At 62.5% G+C, this 17,673-nt stretch carries 18 protein-coding genes and 1 tRNA gene; 11 read left to right on the top strand and 8 right to left on the bottom strand.

The window, feature by feature from the left end; translation table 11 throughout:
- Window positions 1-12: 12 nt before the first annotated feature.
- Window positions 13-765: a cephalosporin hydroxylase family protein gene (locus IB263_RS12115; RefSeq protein WP_060518869.1), complete on the bottom strand. Its 753-nt coding sequence runs from the start codon at window positions 763-765 to the stop codon at window positions 13-15.
- Between the two features lie 191 nt (window positions 766-956).
- On the opposite strand from IB263_RS12115, the gene IB263_RS12110 reads away from it, so the two are divergent.
- From IB263_RS12110 to IB263_RS12085, 6 genes are all read left to right on the top strand, one after another.
- Window positions 957-1,517 carry a dTDP-4-dehydrorhamnose 3,5-epimerase family protein gene (locus tag IB263_RS12110; RefSeq protein ID WP_034794218.1) on the top strand — a complete coding sequence of 187 codons (561 nt, stop codon included), beginning with the start codon at window positions 957-959 and terminating at the stop codon, window positions 1,515-1,517.
- A 64-nt stretch (window positions 1,518-1,581) separates the two neighbouring features.
- A complete protein-coding gene (locus IB263_RS12105) occupies window positions 1,582-2,052 on the top strand; it encodes an aminoacyl-tRNA deacylase (RefSeq protein WP_034794215.1) in 471 nt (156 codons plus the stop codon).
- A 228-nt stretch (window positions 2,053-2,280) separates the two neighbouring features.
- Window positions 2,281-2,595 carry a hypothetical protein gene (locus tag IB263_RS12100; RefSeq protein WP_051659302.1) on the top strand — a complete coding sequence of 105 codons (315 nt, stop codon included), beginning with the start codon at window positions 2,281-2,283 and terminating at the stop codon, window positions 2,593-2,595.
- 262 nt (window positions 2,596-2,857) lie between these two features.
- Window positions 2,858-3,535, top strand: a complete 678-nt coding sequence (locus IB263_RS12095; protein WP_034793947.1) for a L,D-transpeptidase — start codon at window positions 2,858-2,860, stop codon at window positions 3,533-3,535.
- 13 nt (window positions 3,536-3,548) lie between these two features.
- Window positions 3,549-4,085 carry an OmpA family protein gene (locus tag IB263_RS12090; RefSeq protein WP_034793945.1) on the top strand — a complete coding sequence of 179 codons (537 nt, stop codon included), beginning with the start codon at window positions 3,549-3,551 and terminating at the stop codon, window positions 4,083-4,085.
- 452 nt (window positions 4,086-4,537) lie between these two features.
- Entirely contained in the window at window positions 4,538-5,170 is a 633-nt protein-coding gene (locus IB263_RS12085) for a formyltransferase family protein (protein WP_113293885.1), read from the top strand.
- A 104-nt stretch (window positions 5,171-5,274) separates the two neighbouring features.
- Here the strand turns inward: IB263_RS12085 and IB263_RS12080 are convergent.
- Window positions 5,275-5,351: transfer RNA gene (locus tag IB263_RS12080), tRNA-Arg, on the bottom strand.
- 431 nt (window positions 5,352-5,782) lie between these two features.
- Here IB263_RS12080 and IB263_RS12075 point away from each other — a divergent pair.
- From IB263_RS12075 to IB263_RS12065, 3 genes are read left to right on the top strand one after another with little or no spacing between them, the layout of a single operon-like run.
- Window positions 5,783-7,261: a glycosyltransferase family 39 protein gene (locus IB263_RS12075; protein WP_192438539.1), complete on the top strand. Its 1,479-nt coding sequence runs from the start codon at window positions 5,783-5,785 to the stop codon at window positions 7,259-7,261.
- A 43-nt stretch (window positions 7,262-7,304) separates the two neighbouring features.
- Complete coding sequence (locus IB263_RS12070) at window positions 7,305-8,312, top strand: UbiA family prenyltransferase (protein ID WP_127889390.1); 1,008 nt, start codon at window positions 7,305-7,307, stop codon at window positions 8,310-8,312.
- Window positions 8,309-9,082 carry an HAD family hydrolase gene (locus IB263_RS12065; RefSeq protein ID WP_090298132.1) on the top strand — a complete coding sequence of 258 codons (774 nt, stop codon included), beginning with the start codon at window positions 8,309-8,311 and terminating at the stop codon, window positions 9,080-9,082. Before IB263_RS12070 ends, IB263_RS12065 begins: the two co-directional genes overlap by 4 nt.
- On the opposite strand, the gene IB263_RS12060 is transcribed toward IB263_RS12065, so the two are convergent.
- From IB263_RS12060 to IB263_RS12050, 3 genes are read right to left on the bottom strand one after another with little or no spacing between them, the layout of a single operon-like run.
- Window positions 9,066-10,094: an NAD(P)-dependent oxidoreductase gene (locus tag IB263_RS12060; RefSeq protein WP_192438538.1), complete on the bottom strand. Its 1,029-nt coding sequence runs from the start codon at window positions 10,092-10,094 to the stop codon at window positions 9,066-9,068. The genes IB263_RS12065 and IB263_RS12060 overlap by 17 nt on opposite strands.
- A gap of 36 nt (window positions 10,095-10,130) precedes the next feature.
- Window positions 10,131-11,600, bottom strand: coding sequence for a GMC family oxidoreductase N-terminal domain-containing protein (locus IB263_RS12055; protein WP_210338238.1), 1,470 nt, complete (start codon window positions 11,598-11,600; stop codon window positions 10,131-10,133).
- On the bottom strand, window positions 11,566-11,961 hold the full coding sequence (locus tag IB263_RS12050) for a hypothetical protein (RefSeq protein WP_060605073.1): 396 nt from the start codon (window positions 11,959-11,961) through the stop codon (window positions 11,566-11,568). Before IB263_RS12050 ends, IB263_RS12055 begins: the two co-directional genes overlap by 35 nt.
- Window positions 11,962-12,153: 192 nt before the next feature.
- Here IB263_RS12050 and IB263_RS12045 point away from each other — a divergent pair, with 192 nt between their 5' ends.
- On the top strand, window positions 12,154-12,597 hold the full coding sequence (locus tag IB263_RS12045; RefSeq protein WP_162741305.1) for a GtrA family protein: 444 nt from the start codon (window positions 12,154-12,156) through the stop codon (window positions 12,595-12,597).
- Window positions 12,598-12,658: 61 nt separating this feature from the next.
- Here the strand turns inward: IB263_RS12045 and IB263_RS12040 are convergent, their stop codons facing one another.
- The 3 genes from IB263_RS12040 to xylF form a co-directional block, all read right to left on the bottom strand.
- Window positions 12,659-13,444 carry an ATP-binding cassette domain-containing protein gene (locus IB263_RS12040; RefSeq protein WP_034793927.1) on the bottom strand — a complete coding sequence of 262 codons (786 nt, stop codon included), beginning with the start codon at window positions 13,442-13,444 and terminating at the stop codon, window positions 12,659-12,661.
- Between the two features lie 12 nt (window positions 13,445-13,456).
- Entirely contained in the window at window positions 13,457-14,782 is a 1,326-nt protein-coding gene (locus tag IB263_RS12035; protein WP_060518850.1) for a sugar ABC transporter permease, read from the bottom strand.
- Window positions 14,783-15,008: 226 nt separating this feature from the next.
- On the bottom strand, window positions 15,009-16,046 hold the full coding sequence (gene xylF / locus IB263_RS12030) for a D-xylose ABC transporter substrate-binding protein (RefSeq protein ID WP_034793921.1): 1,038 nt from the start codon (window positions 16,044-16,046) through the stop codon (window positions 15,009-15,011).
- A 347-nt stretch (window positions 16,047-16,393) separates the two neighbouring features.
- Between xylF and IB263_RS12025 the strand changes: the two genes are divergently transcribed.
- Window positions 16,394-17,620 (top strand): ROK family transcriptional regulator, encoded by a 1,227-nt coding sequence (locus tag IB263_RS12025; RefSeq protein WP_192438537.1) that lies wholly within the window; start codon window positions 16,394-16,396, stop codon window positions 17,618-17,620.
- The last annotated feature ends 53 nt before the right edge of the window (window positions 17,621-17,673 follow it).

Here is a 17,673-nt window from a genome sequence, read left to right as displayed (position 1 = left end):
TATCTCCGGTTCCTAGTTGCGCACGCACTTCAGATAGCCTCCGGGGGAGCTCGAAAGCACAAGCTTGCCGTTGAGAACCGGGTCCGTTTCGAAGCGATCCGTTTCCTTGAGGTAGGCGTTGAGCGCGGCGTAGGGCTCATCGCCCGGATGCCAGATTTTCGAGCGCTTCGTAGGTGTCTGAGACGCGTCGCCATAGCCAAGCAGCGTGTCGGCGACCACGAGATATTGCCCTTCGGTCACCAGAGGTCCGTAGTTCCGCAATTCGTCCAGCACGTGATCACGGCTGTGGTCGCTGTCGAGTACCACCATGACCGAAGCACCCTCTGGGATTTCGGCCGCGACCCTCGCCAGCGTTTCGGCCGTCGTCGACGGCCCCTCGATCAGCGTGATGCGCGAGGACATCGGGTGGTTTTCGATCGAGTCACGATTGTGGGCGCGGATATCGATATCGACGCCGATGACTTTGCCTTTACCGATCAGTTGCAGCATTGCGGCCATGAAGATCATCGAGCCGCCGCGGGCAACGCCCGTCTCGATGATGATGTCTGGCTTGGTGTTCCAGATGACCTCCTGGGTCGCCATGACATCGGCCGGCATCTGGATGATCGGCACGCCCATGAACGACCAGAGATAGGAGTAGTCGTACTTGTCGAGCGCTACCACAGTGTCGTGTGCCTGCTGGAAAGCGCCCTGATCCTTGCCGAGCGCAAGGGCCATTTCGGTCTTGTGGGCTTCGAATGCGAGACGATCGTCTTCCACTGCCATTGCTGTCTGATGCCCTTCTTCGGATACAACCTATGGATACGCTCTCGACCGCGAATCGCGATCCCTGGCGCTTTCGCCGATTCGCAACGCTTTCCTGTGAACGCTTTCATGTCGGCAATTGCAAATACGGTCAAGGCCGGTTTCTTAAGGGCGAAAAGACGGGTAGTCCTTGGTCTCTGGCGGAAGGAACCATGTCGCGATTCGATCGAATTTCTACACCCATAGCGGGTCTCATCGTCGTCGAGCGGCAACGCAGGGGCGATGATCGCGGTTTCTTCTCGCGCTTCTTCTGTCGCGAGGCGCTGGCCGATTTCGGCGGCGATGGAAAGATCGCGCAGATCAACCATACCCTGACGCAGGCAGCAGGCACGATCCGCGGCCTGCACTTCCAGCAGGCGCCGCACGACGAGGCGAAATTCGTCTCCTGCCTTTCCGGCGCTGTCTTCGATGTGGCGGTCGACCTGCGGCCGGATTCTGCGACCTATCTGCAATGGCACGGGGAGGTGCTGAGTGCGGACAATGGTCGCTCGATGATGATCCCTGGCGGTTTTGCCCACGGGTTCCAGACGCTGACCGAGGATTGCGAGCTGATTTATCTGCACGACAAGCCCTATGCGCCCGAGGCCGAAGGCGGGCTTAACCCGCTCGATCCGGGGCTCGCGATCGCCTGGCCGTTGCCGGTCTCGCAAATGTCGCCGCGCGACCAGGCGCTCCCTTTGCTGCCGAACAGGATCGTCGCCGCCCGTCGTTGACTTCGTGAGGGATGGGAGGACAATAACCTCTCCGCGCCACCACGAGAGAGAAGGGGTGTCGACGATGACGATCGCCAGAAAACTTCAGGACTATATCGACGGTTCGGGTGTCGCCTATGACACCGTCGACCATCACCGCACCGCGACCACCAGCCAGACGGCACGGGCGGCGCATGTGCCGGGCAGCCGGCTTGCCAAATCCGTGGTCGTTCACCACGAAATGGGCTACGTGCTCGCCGTCGTGCCGAGCACGCACCGGGTCGAACTCTCGACCCTGCAGGACGTAATGGACCGCCGCCTCGGCCTCGCTTCGGAAGAGGAGGTCTGCAATCTCTTTGCCGATTGCGACATCGGCGCCGTGCCGCCGGTTGGTTCGGCCTATGACGTGCCGGTGCTGCTAGACGAAAGCCTCGGCGATGTGAGCGACGTCTATTTCGAAGGCGGCGATCACCGGACGCTGGTGCACATGAGCGGCGCGAATTTCCGCAACCTGATGCGGGGCGCGCAGATCGCCCGCTTCAGCCATCCGGCGTGACTGGCCGTTCAGAACGATCTTGTTTGCGCTGGCGTGACGCCTGCCGCCTGTTCCTTGGCGCCATCCGCTTGAAGCGGGAAGGAGCGGCCAACCGCTGGTCGATATTTGCTGTGCTTGAATCTGCCAGTCGGGCTTGTCAAAGCGCACGCTTGGCGGCACCATCGCGCTCGACGGATACCTTTATCTAACTGGGTTGGGGGATCGATGGTGCGCATACGCTCTGCGAATATGTCCAAGTCTCTGGCAGTACTGCTGGTTGCGACCAGCGTTCAGTCCTTCGGTACTTCGGCACGTGCCGAAGGCGTCCTATTCGATCAATTTCCGTTTGCCGTTGCCTGCGAATACAAGGGCACCCAGCACGCCTTCTATCTGTCCAAGGTGACGGCGGATGGAACCGCAACCTATCAGGCTTCTGACAACTTCGCCGGTACGATCACGCTGGACGGCGCGGCCAAGGCGGTTGGCTCTGATGCCGGCGGGAGTTGCCTTGGAAAGACGCTCGCGGAGCTCAGGGCGTCAGGCCAGGCACGCGATATCAAGTAGTTCGCTGAATATTGCCGGTAAACGCAGCTGACGCTTGCGCCGCAGCCGGCGCCGCGCAGCATTGCAACGGCGAGGCGGGCGAAGGCACGTCCGCGGTGGGCTGGCGATGTCTGCCGGCTGTTCGTTTGCCACGAACGCCGAGAAGATCCAATCTATTGTCCGGCCGTCGCGAAAGAATCGATGCTTGAGAATTTTCTGTTGTAGCAGTTCAAAAATCTGATTTACTGCAGCCTCGCTAATTGGCTTTCGGGGGATATTGCCGATGGTGTGGACCCGCAGGGAGACTATGCTTGGTGGTTTGGCGCTGCTTGGCGCCAATGCGCTTCAGAGCCCGGCACTGGCAAAGGCGACAGCCTATTTTTCCGGCCCGGCCGTGGATAACGGCGTGACATACCGGAGCACCAATTTCGCCAACATTGACAGGAAATGGCAGCGCCAGGTCGTCAAGTATTTCAGCAGCGAGCCGATCGGCACAGTCGTCGTCGATACCAGGCACCACTTTCTCTACCTGATCATGGAGAACAAGACGGCCATCCGCTACGGCGTCGGCGTCGGGAAAGAGGGTTTCAAATGGTACGGCCGGGCGACGATCGACAGGAAATCGCTGTGGCCGCGCTGGACGCCGCCACCGGAGATGCGTGAGCGCCACCCCGAACTGCCTGAGTTCGTCGAGGGCGGTTCGCCGAAAAATCCGCTCGGCCCGCGCGCCATGTACCTGCTGCGCGACGGCGTCGATACCGGCTACCGCTTCCATGGCACGCTGGAGCCGGGCAGCATCGGCAAGGATGCCTCCAGCGGCTGCATCCGCATGTTCAACGAGGATGCGATCGACCTTTACCAGCGTTGCCCCATCGGCACGGCGGTGCAGGTGCTGCCGCATATCGCCGAAAAGGCCCCCGAGGTCAGCCAAGCAACCCCGGTCGCAACTCCGGTCGAATGAGGAATATCACCCGATGCCCGCTATGACCGGATTGACGAGGCTGCTTTCCGCGGCCGCCATTCTCTTGACGCTTGCTTCCTGCAACACCACCGAGATGGCCGCAGTCGAAGAGCCCGCAGCCGTGCCGATGACCGGAAAAACCGACGACCCGGCACCCGGCTTCGAAACCGTATCGGTCGGTACCGAAGAGGACTTTATCCTCAATGTCGGCCGCCGGACCTACTTCACCCAGGATTCCTCCGCACTCGACAGCGTCGCCAAGGCGACACTCGACAAGCAGGCGATCTGGCTCAACAGCAACCCGCGCTGGCTGGTCAAGCTACAGGGCTTCTCCGACGACAGCGGCTCCGCTTCCAAGATGGAAACGCTGTCGCAGAAACGCGCCGATGCGGTAATGGCCTATCTGGTGTCCAAGGGTGTGGACCCCAATCGCTTGTGGGCCAAAGGCTACGGCAACGACCGCGAGGTGCGCGACTGCACCGAGCGCTCTTGCAAGGTCCAGAACCGGCGCGTCGTCTCCAACCTCAGGACGGAACGCGACGCGACTTGAGCGGGCGGCGGCTTCCAACGACCGTGGGCGGTCGCTTCCGCCAACGCGGAATGGACTCCATGTGTTGGCCATCAGCGCGTCGTTCAGCACAGAAGACCAGGGCGCATAGCCACAAACGGGCGGGTGTGGCTATGCGCAGCCCGGTACTTTTCTCGTTGGCCCATCGGTCGACGAATATGTTGCCCTGTGTTTCGCGGAACGACAGAGCACGGCGGCCGCCGCATCAATCGGTTGAAGCGCAAGTGCCATAGTCTTCTCAAAGCAGGGGGTGATCTGATACTTCCGTCTGCCTGCCTCTGCGTCATGCGTCCTTTCATGGCATCCACACGGATGGAAAGTGCGGCAGTTCGAAAACCTACAGTGCTTTCAGCGTCTCACCAGACGTGCGACGCGGTAGCTGCGCCATGTCGGGGCATTCCTCGGGGCGGTAAAATATTTACGGAGCGCAAGACATGAAACTCGCCGTCCTTGTATCTTCTGGTGGGGCTGCGTTTGAACAGGTGGCTCGCATTGTTCGACACGACGGCGTCGATTTCACGGTGATCACTGATAGAGGGTGTGGGGCGGAGGTGGTTGCCGGCCGCGTCAACGCGAAGCACATCCGCATCGAAGAGCGAGACAGGAAGCTGTTTTCCAGCAAGGTGGCCGCAGCCCTTCAAGACCTGCGCGTCAACAATATACTGCTGTTCTTTGACCGTCTGGTTTCGAGCGAACTGTTTGATAGCGTCGATACGTTCAACATCCATCCGGCAGCCTTGCCGGCGTTCAAGGGGCTGAGAGGCGTGGAGGACGCCTATGAAGCGAAGGCTCGCCTGCTCGGCTGTTCGCTTCATCGCGTCGACCAGAGCGTGGACGGTGGGGAACTGGTGTCGCAGATCGCTTGCGGTGCCAATCCTCAGTGGCCGCTTTCGCGCTGGCAGAAGCGGGCATATCTCATGAAGGTCTATTGCGGATTGGTCTGGGTTAACCAAGCGATCCATATCGAAGCGCCCGACACGCCGGTGAACGCGTCACACGGCCTTCCCGAGGGGTGGATGGCTTCCTTCAGGGAATTGCAGGCACTCGAGGCCGAAACGGTAGTCTAGGAAAATCGGAAGGGCGCGGACATGTACGGATTGCCTGCCATCAACCAGCGCTTCTCGCATCTTGAAGACGGCACGTTATCAATCAAAAATTTCAGGACGTAAAATGGCGCACCCGACAGGATTCGAACCTGTGACCTTTGGAATCGGAATCCAACACTCTATCCAGCTGAGCTACGGGTGCATCCGTTGGCGGCAGGGCCGCCGAAGCAGGCTGTGAGCGGTTCTTAGCCTAGCTTGCGCGTCGCTTCAATGGTCATTGCAAGAGATTGTGGTAGAAACCGCCATCCTGTGCTTGCGTTGTGGTCGCGGCGCATCGCTTCGGGCAATGGCGCCGGGCGACGGCCAACCCATCTGACGGGATCACCCACCCGATGTAGCTAGAATTGGTCAGGCGAACGTCCTTGCGACGAAAGGCGGCGCGTTATAAATTCTGCATTAAAGATAATTCTAAATTAAAGTGCCAGTGCTCAAGTAGGCAAGCGTTCCAGTAACCAAGTGCTCCAGTACCCAGTGCTCGCGTAATTGTTTCAGGCGAGGGGGCAAGTTTTGGTCAACCGATATCTCACGACCGGCGAACCGGCGTTGGAGAGGCTGCGCTCCGATCCCGCATTGATGTTTCTTGTTGCTCTCGCGGCCGTGCTTTTCGTGCTGAACACGTGGAACGGTATCGGCATCCTACCGGATTCGACGCGTTACATGCAGATCGTCAGCACGCCCTATGACGCGCCGCTTTACGCGTGGATGCTGGGTGCCGGGGGATCCCTTGGGTTTGCGCTTGAGCATGTCGCGCTCGGCATCGCCTTTCTGCTTTATCTTCTCAATACCTGGCTCGTCTTTTCGCTGTTCAGGACGGCGCTGCCGGATCAACCGTTCTTCGTGACCGTCGGAACGCTTTTGATCATCGTCAATCCGACATTCCTCTGGACGAGCACGATAGCGATGTCGGAGGCGCTGTTCCTTGCGCTGACATTTCTCGCCATCCGTTTCTTCATTCGCTATATGCGCGGTGAAGGGCGGGGGCCCTTGCTTGCCTCGTCTGCCTGCGTCGGGCTTGCCATGCTCGCTCGCTTCGTGGCGCCTCCGGTCGGGGCGGCCTTTGCCACAATCGCGCTCTTCTACAATTCGGCGCGATCCCTTCGCCAAAGGCTCCTCGACGTCGTCCTCCTGTTCGCTGCTAGCGCCGGTATCTTTCTCGCCTGGGTGATCGTCAGCAAGCTGCTTGTCGGCCGGTCGGTCGGCCGCGCGCTCTGGTTCTATGGCAATGCCGATGCCGATCGCTGGCTAGGCGGGCTGTCGCTTCTGGCGAGCTTTCTCCTGCCGAGCCAGGTGCCGCAGGTGATCCGCATCCCGGTGCTGCTTCTCGCGCTTGTCGCGGCGACGGTTGTTCTGGTGCAGACGCTGAAGCGAAACTGGCCCGAACGCCGGCCGGACGACCACGATCTGATGACCCTCATCTTCGGCCTGTTTGGATATTTCTATCTGCTGTTCGTCGTGCTCGCCGTGCATGTGGAGGCGAACCTGCAGCTTAATTCGCGCTACTCGCTTCCCTTCTATGTCGCCATCATCTTCGTTCTGGTAATTGCGGCGGCGGACTATTGCGGTCGCGTCGATGCAGCACCTGTCGCCCGGCGTTCGCTTGCGCTGATCCTGCTCTGCCTTCTCGCCATCCACGGACTGCGCAGCACCGCCCAGACGGCGGAGGCCTTCCGTGACGGGGTGGGGTTTCAGAGCACGGCCTGGAAGTCGTCGCCGATCGTGCGCGCAGTCAGGGCGTTGCCGGCAGATGCGGTCATCTTCACCAATGCGTGCGACCCGCTCAATTTCCTGACGCGCCGCTCGACGGACTGGATCCCCTCCCACAGCGAAAGGCGAACCGGCCTTGAGAGTGATGCGGGTTCGCTCGACGTACAGCTAGAGCGGTTTCGCGAGGATATGGCGCAGAAGAATGCCTATGTCGTCTTCGTCGATGCGATCGACTGGCGGTTCTACCTGGTAACGGAGAAAGAGCTCGTCAAACTCGCCAAGCTGAAGCTCGTGCGCTCCGAGCGGGACGGTCGCATCTACCAGACGGCAAGTACCGGCGCGCCGTAGGCGTCCCGAATCAGGCGCGTGGTCTCTAGACAAGGAGAGGGACATGCCAGCAAACCCGGAAGAGACGACGCCTATCGAGGCGTTGGGGCCCCAACCGCGGGGGAGGGCGAGCGACTACCTGTCGCTGGCCCGGTTCGACCATGTCACCAAGCACGTCTTCATCCTGCCTGGGCTGATCCTTGCCTGTGCCCTCAGCGAGCCTGATCCGGCCGCTCTCGTCATCAATATTCCCGTGGGGCTTCTGAGCGCCGTCTCGATCGCATCGGCCAATTACGTCATCAACGAGTGGCTCGACCGGGAACGCGACGCGGCCCATCCGACCAAATCACAACGTCGCGCCGTCGTCGTCGAGATGCAGCCGCGCATCGTCTACGGCGAATATCTGCTGCTTGCCGTCATCGGACTGCTGCTTGCGTCGGTCGTCGGCAAGCTGTTCTTTGCCACGTCGCTGCTCTTCCTGCTGTCCGGCATCCTCTACAACGTCGAGCCCATCCGGGCGAAGGACAAGCCCTATCTCGATGTGCTGACGGAATGCCTCAACAATCCGATCCGCTTCCTGCTCGGCTGGGCCATCGTCGATCAGGTGACCTTGCCGCCGGTCAGCGTGCTTGCGGCCTACTGGATGGCCGGCGCCTTCCTGATGGCGGCCAAGCGGCTCGGGGAGTATCGCGACATCGCCGCGAATGCGGGGGTCGCCGTCCTAAAGAAATATAGGCGGTCGTTCGAATACTACACCGAGGAGAGCCTCACCGTTTCCTGCTTCGTCTACGCGATGATGACGGCGTTTCTGCTTGGCGTTTTCCTGGTGAAATACCGGGTGGAATACATCCTCGTCTTTCCGTTCATTAGCGGCCTCTTCGCCGTCTATCTCTGGCTTGCCACGCGCCCCGGATCGGTGGTGCAACGGCCGGAAAGGCTGTTTCACTCCCGGCGGCTGGACGTCATGCTGACCTTGACCATCGCCGTCTTCCTGTTCGCGAGCTTCGTCAACGTGCCGATGCTGGACTTCCTGGCCGCTTCTTTCCTCGTGCCGATATCGTCGCTGCAATGACCGGTTCGACGCTGCCGAACGGAGCCTTGCCAAACGGACCGGTGGATTGGGATCGGGTGCGCCTCGTGGTGTTCGATCTCGACGGCACGCTCTACGACCAGCGGCGGCTGCGGGCGCGGATGCTGCTGCGGCTTGTTGCGGACGCGGCGCGCAGGTGCAGCCTTGGCACCATCCGCATCCTGCGCGCCTTTCGCGACTGCCGCGAGGAACTGGGCGATGCGTTGGCGACCGATGTGGCAGCCCGGCAATACGAACTGACTGCGGAGCGGTGCGGGCAGTCGCCGGAGAGCGTCCGGAAGACGGTCGAGGAATGGATCGAACGGCGTCCGCTCGATCTCCTTCCGGCTTGCCGGTGCCACGGCGTCGAGCGGGTGTTTGCCGGCCTTGCGGTTCAGGGAAAGACGATTGCGGTTTTGTCCGACTATCCGGCGTCGGAGAAACTGAAGGCGCTTGGCCTTGGCGCCAGTATCGTCGTCTCCGCCATGGATCCCGAAGTCGGCGCTTTGAAGCCGCATCCGGCCGGTCTTGCCCATGTGCTCAATCGTGCGCAGGTGCCGGCGGAGCAGGCGATCATGATTGGCGACCGGGTGGAGCGCGACTGGGCGGTGGCGCAGAGCCACGGCATGCGCGCCCTGATTCGCAGCGCAAGCCCAATTGCCGGCGTCGATACGTTCCGCGGCTATGACGACGAGATCTTTTGGCCAGTGACGGAGCCGCAGCCGATGGGCGCGCCGGCTCCGGCGCCCCGCTCGCTTACGATATCATCTTGAGCAGCCAGAGCGCGCCCTGCTTGAGCGGCGCGCGGTGCGGGCTCTTTGCGGTGACGGCTGACGCGAGCTTCGCGCTTTGGCGATACCAGTCGTAGCTCTCCTGCAGCATGGCTTCGTTGGAGTATTTCGGCCGCCAGCCCATGGCAAGCAGGGGCTCGACGTCGAAGTAGCATTCCTTGTGGTAGGTGAGGTAGTGCCAGGGCACCAGCGGCGAGACCCTCAGCCAATGCAGCGCCCGCAGCGTGTTGATGGTGGCGGCGGTCGGAAGGCTCCGGACTTTCGATGTGCTGCCGGCATAGCGGATCAGGGCCTCCAGGTCATGGCGCAGCGTGCCGAAGCTGTCGGTGCCGACATTGTAGGTGCCGCTCCGACCGGCCTTGAGCGCCAGCATGTAGAAATCCATGAGATCATGGGCGTGGACGAACTGGAACTTGATGTTGCCGGATCCGATGACATAGACGGCGCGGTTTTCGCTGATCCATTCAAAGAGGATCTGGAAGATGCCGAGCCGGCCGCCGCCAAGGGTGGCGCGGGGCCGGATGGTGATCAGGGTCATATCGGCGGCCGTGCAGATGGCCTCGGCCGCTTCTTCGCCGGCGCGCTTCGATTTTCCATAGGGCTCCACCGGGCGAAGCGGGGTTGTCGCCGTGATCGGGCCGGAAGGCGGGATGCCGTAGGCGGCGGTCGAACTGACATGGATCAGCGACCGGACGCCCGCTCTTGCGGCTTCCTCGCAGACGATACGGGTCCCCTCGACGTTGACGTTCCAGTAGTCGCGCCCCGCATCCGTCTGCGCCACCAGCGCCGCATTGTGGTGGACGACGTCGACGTCGCGCATGGCGGCGCGCACGCCGTCGCGGTCGAGCACGGAGCAATTGACGAACTCGATGTCCGCCGGGCGGGAACGATCCTCCCAGAGGTCGAGCACCCGCACCTCGTCGCCGTGTTCGCGCAACCGTCGAGCTGCGAGGTTGCCGATGAAGCCTGATCCGCCGGTGATGAGATGTCGCATATGTCCCTCCAGCCCCTGTCTGCGGAAGTTTTCTGATCAGATCGCCCGATCCTCGAGCGCGCGTGTGACGTTGCGATGCGCGACGGCCATCACTGTCCCTTGTGGATTGACGACCGTCGGCCCGCACAGAAGCGAAGCGTCGGCGATGTAGAGATTGCTGGCGCCATGCACGCGTCCGAACGAACTCGCAGCGCATTTCTCGGCGTCCTCGCCCATCGGGCAGGAGGAGAAGAGGTGAAGCGCAGTGGCGTTTGCCTGCTTGGGAGGGAGCGTTTCGGGAAGCTTGGCGATATCGGCCAGCGATTTCAGCACGGGATAGCCCGGAATGCTCGGATAAACCGCAAGGGCACCGGCTGCAAAGAGCACTTCGGCGAGGCGTGCAAGGCCGACCGCCAGTTCCTTCAGGTCCGACGGTTGAAGGCCGACCCGCACCAAGGGATCGCGAAAGCCGGGCAGGGATCTCACCTTGCCGGATCCGCCGGTGCTCTGCACGTAGTAGATCGCCATGCGCCGCCAGTCCCGATCGACCGCATCGATCATCTCCGGGTGTGCCGCCATGGCCAGCGCCAGCGCCGGCCGTTTGCTCATCGAGCAGCCCATGCTGAAGCGGGGGTCGAATTCCTTGATCTGGTGGACCGGTTCGAGTTCGCCAGGGGTGTTGAGTTCGTCGGGGAAGACTGCCACCACCTTCAGCATCGGATGGAAGCGCAAGCTGTCGCCGACATGGCGCGTGATGCCGGAGCGGCGCAGCAGCCACGGGGTCTGCACCGCGCCGCCGGCAACGAAGACGGTTTTTGCCTTCAGTTCGATCTGGCGCGTGCCCGCCGGTCCCTTGCTGCGCGCATGCACCGTCCACCGCCCGTTCGCATGGGTAAGCTTGGTCGCGCAGGTATCGGCGAGCAGCATACCGCCGGCGTCGAGGAAGCGCGGCACGAAGGTTGCCGACATCGATTGCTTGCGGCCCGGAGATCCGCCGGCCCCGGCGGCGGCGTAGGCATAGAGGCGCGGCACTTCGAGGGAAGACCATCCGAGCCGCTGCGCACCCTCATCGAGCCGTGTCGACAGCTGCGGCGCAGGGCCAGGCAGGTATTCGACCCGGGCTACTGCCTCGCAGGCGTCGAAATGCGGGGTCAGTTCTTCGAGCGTCAGGGCATCGACCCGATAGTCGCGGCGCCAGCGGTCGAGCACCGCTTGCGGCGTGCGGTGGTAGAGGCCGCGGTTGATCTCGCTGCCGCCGCCGACGCAGCAGCCCTCGACATAGGCGATCTTCGTCGCGCCGAAGCCGATGTTGATGCCGGCGTTGCGGTACTTCTGAAGGATTTCCTCGCGAGAGAAATGCGGCGCAGACTCGAGCGCCAGATGCGGACCTTCCTCGATCATCAGCACGGACTTGCCTGCCTCCGCGCAACGGGTGGCGGTCACCGCACCGCCCGGGCCGGAGCCGATGACGATGATGTCGGGGGCAAGCCTCTCAGGGGCTAGCAGGTGCTCCGGTTGCAGGTTCATGCTGGTAATCCTGGCCGTAAAGGTCCGAGTAAATACAGAATAATGCCAATGACATATGGAACTCGACGAAGCGCCGACGGAACTCGAGGCGGGATTGCCGCCATTTGTCGAGTTCGGCCAGTCGGTCGTCGAGCGAAAGCTGATGAAAGAACTTGCCTCTGCGCAGCAGCGGCCAGGCATTGAAAAGAAGCACGAGACTATGGAAGGGCGGGCGCAGATAGTCGGGCATCTGACGATGAACTTTCAGCAGAAACTCTGCCGCACGTACGCCCAGGGCGCCCCGGCTGTCATCGGTAGCGCCGCGTTCATGGGCAATCGCCTCGCCGAGCGCCAGGATGGCCTGTTGAAAGTGCTGCGACATGGCCGAGCCCCGTTATCAAGCCGGCCCCTCGAAAGGAGCCTGGCGCTGATTTGATGAATACGGTTGTCTGCTCTTTACTGCCTGTATTTCTAGCTGCTCTTATAAGCAAAAGCTACTAAAACGTTGTTTTCGACCAGGCGGCGACCATCTATGCGCCAGTCGCTGGATGTCGCTCGATGCGAAAGGCACCGGATGAGACGCCTTCTGGATATGAGCTTTGTTCGCTATTTCGCCTGCGGCTGCATCGCGGCGAGCCTGCAGGTGGCCACGCTCGCCGTCTTGGTCGAGACGGTGCGGCTCGAACCGGTCTATGCGTCCACCATCGCCTTCTACTTTGCCGTCGTCGTCAACTATTTCCTGCAGCGGCGTTTCACCTTCCGATCCGATGAACCGCACCTGAAGGCGTTGCCGAAGTTCTTGGCGGTGTCGACCTTCGGCGCCGGAATAAACGCGGTCGCCTTCACGCTGCTATCGGCCGTCATGCACTATGTCGTTGCCCAGGCGCTGGCGCTGCTCCTGGTCTTTTCGGTGAACTATGCGCTGAGCCGGACGCTGATCTTTCGCGCCGGCAGCGCGGGGGAAGGGCGCGGCACAGAGCCGGCCCGTGCTGCGGGGCGAGCCCCATCGGGCAAATAGAAACGCCGCGCCCGGGGGGGGCGCGGCGTCATTGAGAGGGTGGTCTTGTGCGACGCTGGGCTTACGCCACCTGCATGGCGCCTGGGCCGGGGATCGCCTTTGGCGGCACCTTGCCCATGATGATCATGCCGAGCACCTCGTCCTTGGTGACGTCCTCGGTGCGGGCCTGGCCGACGACCTGGCCGTTCTTCATGACAGACACGCGGTCGGCGAGGTCGAAGACGTCGTGGATGTCGTGGCTGATCAGGAAGATGCCGATGCCTTCGCGCTTCAGCTGCTTGATGAGATCGCCGACCTGGGCGGTTTCCTGCGGCCCAAGGGCTGCCGTCGGCTCGTCCATGATCAGGATGCGGGCGTCGAAGAGGATCGCGCGCGCGATCGCCACCGATTGCCGCTGGCCGCCCGAAAGCGCCTTCACCGGCTCCTTGAAGCGCTGGAAGTTGGGGTTGAGGCGCCCCATGACTTCGCGGGCCTTGGCCTCCATCGCCACGTCGTCGAGCGTGCCCCAGGGGGTGCGCAGCTCACGGCCGAGATAGAGGTTGGCGGCGGCGTCGACATTGTCGGCGACGGCGAGCGTCTGGTAGATCGTCTCGATGCCGTATTTCTTGGCGTCGCGCGGGTTGTTGATGTCGGCGGCCTCGCCATTGATCAGGATCTCGCCGGCATCGCGCTTGTAGGCGCCCGAGAGGATCTTGATCAGCGTCGACTTGCCGGCACCGTTGTGGCCGAGCAGCGCCACGACCTCTCCGGGGTAGAGGTCGACGGAGGCGTTGTCCACGGCGTGAATGCCGCCGAAGGAGATGGAAATGTTCTTCATTTCCACAAGCGGAGTGCGTTGGTCTTTCATGGATCGTACTCCTTACTTGGCGCGGGCGCGGTAGACGGTGTCGAGCCAGACGGCGACGACGAGGACTACGCCGACGACGATGCGCTGGAACGGACTGTCGATCCCCAAGAGCACCATGCCCGACTGTAGGGATTGCATGACGAGCGCGCCGATCATGGCGCCGGCGATCGTGCCGACGCCGCCGGCAAGCGAGGTGCCGCCGATGACGGCTGCAGCAATCGTGTAGAGCTCGTCGAGTTCGCCTTGCGCGTTGGTTGCCGCATTGAGGCGGGCGGTCGAGATCGCCGCGGCGATGGCGCAGAGGATGCCCATCAGCGTGAAGATCTTGACGGTAACCCAGCGGGTCTTGATGCCGGCGAGTTCGGCCGCTTCCGGGTTGCCGCCGAGCGCAAAGACGTAGCGGCCGAAACGCAGGCGGGTGGCGATGAAGGTCATGACGATGCCGACGGCGATCGCCATCAGCACCGGAATGGCAATGCCGTGCGAGATCAGCAGACCGCCGTCCGGCCAGGCGATGCCGTTGGCGTCGGCATATTTGCGGGCGATGTTGGTCGGCCAGTAGTAGCTGTTGGCAACGGCGATCGCGCCGAGAACCAGGATACAGCCGAGGATCGCCAGGAAGTACTCCGCCCAGATCGGACGGAGCGGGAAGCGGAAGCGCTTGCGCTGCTTGCGCGAATTGAGGATGGCGGCGACGATGGCGATGCAGGCAAGGATGCCGACGATCCAGCTTGCCGTTGCGCCGATCGAGCCTTCAGTGCCGCCGCCCATCAGGCGGAAGGTGGCGTTCATCGGCGCGACCGTCTGGCCGCTGGTGACGAACCAGGTGGCACCGCGCCAGACGAGCAGGCCGCCCAGCGTGACGATGAAGGCGGGCACGTTGAGGAAGGCGACGATCGAGCCCTGCAGCGCGCCGATGGCGGCACCGACGGCGATGCCGCTCAGAAGGGTGATGATCCAGATGGCCGGGTGTTCGAGGCCGAGATATTGCGGCAGGAACTTCGCCTGCATGACCCCCATGACCATGCCGCAGAAGCCGAGCACGGAGCCGACGGAGAGGTCGATGTTGCGGGTGACGATGATCAGCACCATGCCGGTCGCCATCACGGCGACGGAGGAGGTCTGAACCGTCAGGTTCCACAGGTTGCGCGGCGTCAGGAACAGCCCGCCGGTCATGATCTGGAAGCCGACCCAGATGATGACGAGCGCGCCGACCATGCCGAGCAGCCGGGTGTCGATCTCGGTGGCGCGGAAGAAACGTTTTACCGGGTTCTCGTCCGCTGTACGGGCGCGATTTGTTTGTGCGCCCTTTGTGTTGCCTTGTGTGATGTCGGCCATGGACGTGCCTTCCCCCCACTTATGTTGTTGATGTCATCGCGTCAGTGGCACCAAGAGCCCCAAGTGGACGCGACAAGTCCGGTACGACGGCAGAAACCGAGCCTTCGTGCTGATTGTGCGGTCGCGGTCGCGGTATTGTCCGCCGCGTCCGCACCTTGCGCAAGCGCCGCAACGGGTTGCGTTGCGGCGCTTGTCTTTTGTCAGCGCTCAGTTCTGCAGGTGCGGCTTATTTGCAGGCCGCGACGTCGCCCTTGACGCCCTGGCAGGCTTCAGCCTTGGAGATCCAGCCCGCGTCGATGACGACGTTCAGGTTGTCCTTGGTGATCGGCAGGGGAGCCAGGAAGACCGACTGCATGGCCACGCCCTTCGGCCCGCCGTTGAAGGTGGTGACGCCAGAGACTTCTTCCATCTTCTTGCCGCCGGCAAGTTCGACGGCGACTTCTGCGGCGCGCTTGCCGAGTTCACGGCTGTCTTTCCAGACCGAGACGGTCTGCGTGCCGAGAGCAACACGGTTCAGGGCCGCCTTGTCGGCGTCCTGGCCGGAGACCGGAACGGAGCCGGCCAGGCCCTGGGCATCGAGGGCTGCGACTGCACCGCCCGCGGTGCCGTCGTTGGAAGCGACGACCGCATCGACCTTGTTGTCGTTGGCGGTCAGGAACTGCTCCATGTTCTTCTGGGCGTTTTCAGGCTTCCAGCCGTCGGTATAGGCTTCGCCGACATTCTTGATCTTGCCGGCGTCGACGGCTTCCTTCAGCACTTCCATCTGTCCGGAGAAGAGGAAGTCGGCGTTCGGGTCGGAGGACGAGCCCTTGATGAAGACATAGTTGCCTTCCGGCTTGACCTTGAACACTTCGCGGGCCTGCATGCGGCCCACTTCCTTGTTGTCGAAGGTGATGTAGAAGGCGGCCGGGTTTTCGATCAGGCGGTCATAGCCGACGACCGGAATGCCTTCGGCAGCGGCCTTTTCGATCGCCGGGCCGATGGCGTCGCTGTCCTGGGCGAGCACGATCAGTGCGTTGGCGCCCTGAGCGATCAGCGACTCGATGTCGGTCAGCTGCTTGGCGGCGGACGACTGGGCGTCAGCGGAGATGTACTTGTCGCCCGAGGCTTCGAGGGCTGCCTTGATGGCGGCTTCGTCGGTTTTCCAGCGCTCTTCCTGGAAGTTGGACCAGGATACGCCGACGACCAGGTCCTTCGCCTGGGCAACGGAATGCAGGGAAACGATGACGGCAACCCCTGCCATCAGCTTCAAAACGGTTTTCATTTCATCCTCCCGAGTGAGGGCCGGCCAAGCGTGCGAACCTCCCGCACCATCCTCCGCCAGCCTTAAGACGCTGTCGTAGATCGTGCCGCTACATTGTGCGGAATTATTTTCTCGACAGTCGAGAAAATGAATGTCATGGATTTTTGAGGCTGTCAACACGGTGCGAAAGCGGTGGTTGCGGCATCAACAAGGTGCTCCGCGAGCGGTCGCGTCCGATGTTTCTCGACCGCCCTGAAAATCGGTGCCACAAGGCTGTCGACAAGGCGTTCTGCTCCTTGTCTTGCCGTTCAACAGATGCTTTGGGAGGGGCATGTGTTCGAAGGATCCGCCACTGACAGGGACGTCTCATGCTGACCAAGTCCAGCACTGAGCTCGTGCGTCAGCAAAACAGCGCGTTGGTCCTTGCGGCGCTCAGGCGCGCCGGCAATCTCTCCCATACGGAAATCTCTGCCGAGACCGGGCTTGCCTCCGCGACCGTTTCGGCGATCACGGCGGAACTGGAAAAGGCTGGTGCGCTCGCCAAGGCAGAGCAGCAGGTCCAGGGCGGGCGCGGGCGGCCGCGGGTGCTGTTCACGCCACGCCGCGATCACGGTCATCTGATCGTCGTTCGGATCTCGTCCGACATCGTGCAATATTCGCTGGTCGACTACGGCGGCACGTTGCTCGACCGTTTCGACGAAAGCAGAAACCACGACGAGCGCGGTACGGCCCCTTTCGCCCGCGCATTCGTCGATGCGCTCGAGCGCCTGTTGCAGCGGTCGAGACTGGAGCGGAACCAGGTACTGGCCGTCTCTATCAGCAGCAAGGGCCTGGTCGACGGCGCGTCCGCGCGGCTCTTGTGGTCGCCGGTGTTCGGGCGGGAGGAACTGGATTTCGCCGCGCTGCTCGCGCCGGACTGGCGGGCGAAGGTCATGCTCAGCAACGAAACCCTTCTGGTCGCGCAGGCCCTCGCCGCCCAGGCAGAGCGCAAGCCGGAGAGCGGCTTTAGGGCGCTTGCGGCGATCTCGCTCGGCCACAGCATCGGCCTTGGGGTTGCCCGCAAGAGCCAGAACGGCGATATAGATGTCAGCGCGCCGAATTTCGGCCACATGCTGCACGCGCCGTCCGCGGGCCTTTGCCGCTGCGGCGCCTATGGCTGCATCGAGGCGGCGGCCGGGTTCTACGGCATCCTGCGCGCGGCGTTCGAAGTGCCGGCAGACACGATCCCCGCCAAGTTCGTTCCGGTGACGGAGCTCGACAAGATTGCCGCCAGCGCACGACAGGGCCACCGCATGGCCGGCTATGCCTTTCGCCAGGCCGGCATCGCGCTCGGCAACGGCATCTCGCGCATGTTGAGCCTCTACGAGCGCATGCCGGTCCATGTCACCGGACCCGGCATCCGATACTTCGATCTGATGCTGCCCGGGATCGAGGAGGGGCTTGCCCAATCGATGCAGATCCGTCTTCAGGGGCCGCCGGAAATCACGGTCGTTGCCGACGAGCAGCGCCTGGTTTTCGAGGGGCACCTGGCGCGGGCGCTGGGTGTGATCGATGGCGACATCGCCAGCGTCGGCGGATCGGCGATGCACGGTTGAGGCGAATTTTCGGGCAACCATTTTTGGGGTTGTACCGAAGGCGAACAATTCCA

This window comes from Ensifer sp. ENS03, from assembly GCF_014852035.1.
Classification (GTDB): Bacteria; Pseudomonadota; Alphaproteobacteria; order Rhizobiales; family Rhizobiaceae; genus Ensifer; species Ensifer adhaerens.
Note: the sequence above shows the minus strand (reverse complement) of the source record. Positions and strands in the feature narration are given on the sequence as shown.

Bases quoted from the DNA above. Each gene is read 5' to 3' on its own strand.
- IB263_RS12115 (WP_060518869.1), bottom strand. From the start codon at position 765: ATGGCAGTGGAAGACGATCGTCTCGCATTCGAAGCCCACAAGACCGAA.
- IB263_RS12110 (WP_034794218.1), top strand. From the start codon at position 957: ATGTCGCGATTCGATCGAATTTCTACACCCATAGCGGGTCTCATCGTC.
- IB263_RS12105 (WP_034794215.1), top strand. From the start codon at position 1,582: ATGACGATCGCCAGAAAACTTCAGGACTATATCGACGGTTCGGGTGTC.
- IB263_RS12100 (WP_051659302.1), top strand. From the start codon at position 2,281: ATGTCCAAGTCTCTGGCAGTACTGCTGGTTGCGACCAGCGTTCAGTCC.
- IB263_RS12095 (WP_034793947.1), top strand. From the start codon at position 2,858: ATGGTGTGGACCCGCAGGGAGACTATGCTTGGTGGTTTGGCGCTGCTT.
- IB263_RS12090 (WP_034793945.1), top strand. From the start codon at position 3,549: ATGCCCGCTATGACCGGATTGACGAGGCTGCTTTCCGCGGCCGCCATT.
- IB263_RS12085 (WP_113293885.1), top strand. From the start codon at position 4,538: ATGAAACTCGCCGTCCTTGTATCTTCTGGTGGGGCTGCGTTTGAACAG.
- IB263_RS12075 (WP_192438539.1), top strand. From the start codon at position 5,783: ATGTTTCTTGTTGCTCTCGCGGCCGTGCTTTTCGTGCTGAACACGTGG.
- IB263_RS12070 (WP_127889390.1), top strand. From the start codon at position 7,305: ATGCCAGCAAACCCGGAAGAGACGACGCCTATCGAGGCGTTGGGGCCC.
- IB263_RS12065 (WP_090298132.1), top strand. From the start codon at position 8,309: ATGACCGGTTCGACGCTGCCGAACGGAGCCTTGCCAAACGGACCGGTG.
- IB263_RS12060 (WP_192438538.1), bottom strand. From the start codon at position 10,094: ATGCGACATCTCATCACCGGCGGATCAGGCTTCATCGGCAACCTCGCA.
- IB263_RS12055 (WP_210338238.1), bottom strand. From the start codon at position 11,600: ATGAACCTGCAACCGGAGCACCTGCTAGCCCCTGAGAGGCTTGCCCCC.
- IB263_RS12050 (WP_060605073.1), bottom strand. From the start codon at position 11,961: ATGTCGCAGCACTTTCAACAGGCCATCCTGGCGCTCGGCGAGGCGATT.
- IB263_RS12045 (WP_162741305.1), top strand. From the start codon at position 12,154: ATGAGACGCCTTCTGGATATGAGCTTTGTTCGCTATTTCGCCTGCGGC.
- IB263_RS12040 (WP_034793927.1), bottom strand. From the start codon at position 13,444: ATGAAAGACCAACGCACTCCGCTTGTGGAAATGAAGAACATTTCCATC.
- IB263_RS12035 (WP_060518850.1), bottom strand. From the start codon at position 14,782: ATGGCCGACATCACACAAGGCAACACAAAGGGCGCACAAACAAATCGC.
- xylF (WP_034793921.1), bottom strand. From the start codon at position 16,046: ATGAAAACCGTTTTGAAGCTGATGGCAGGGGTTGCCGTCATCGTTTCC.
- IB263_RS12025 (WP_192438537.1), top strand. From the start codon at position 16,394: ATGCTGACCAAGTCCAGCACTGAGCTCGTGCGTCAGCAAAACAGCGCG.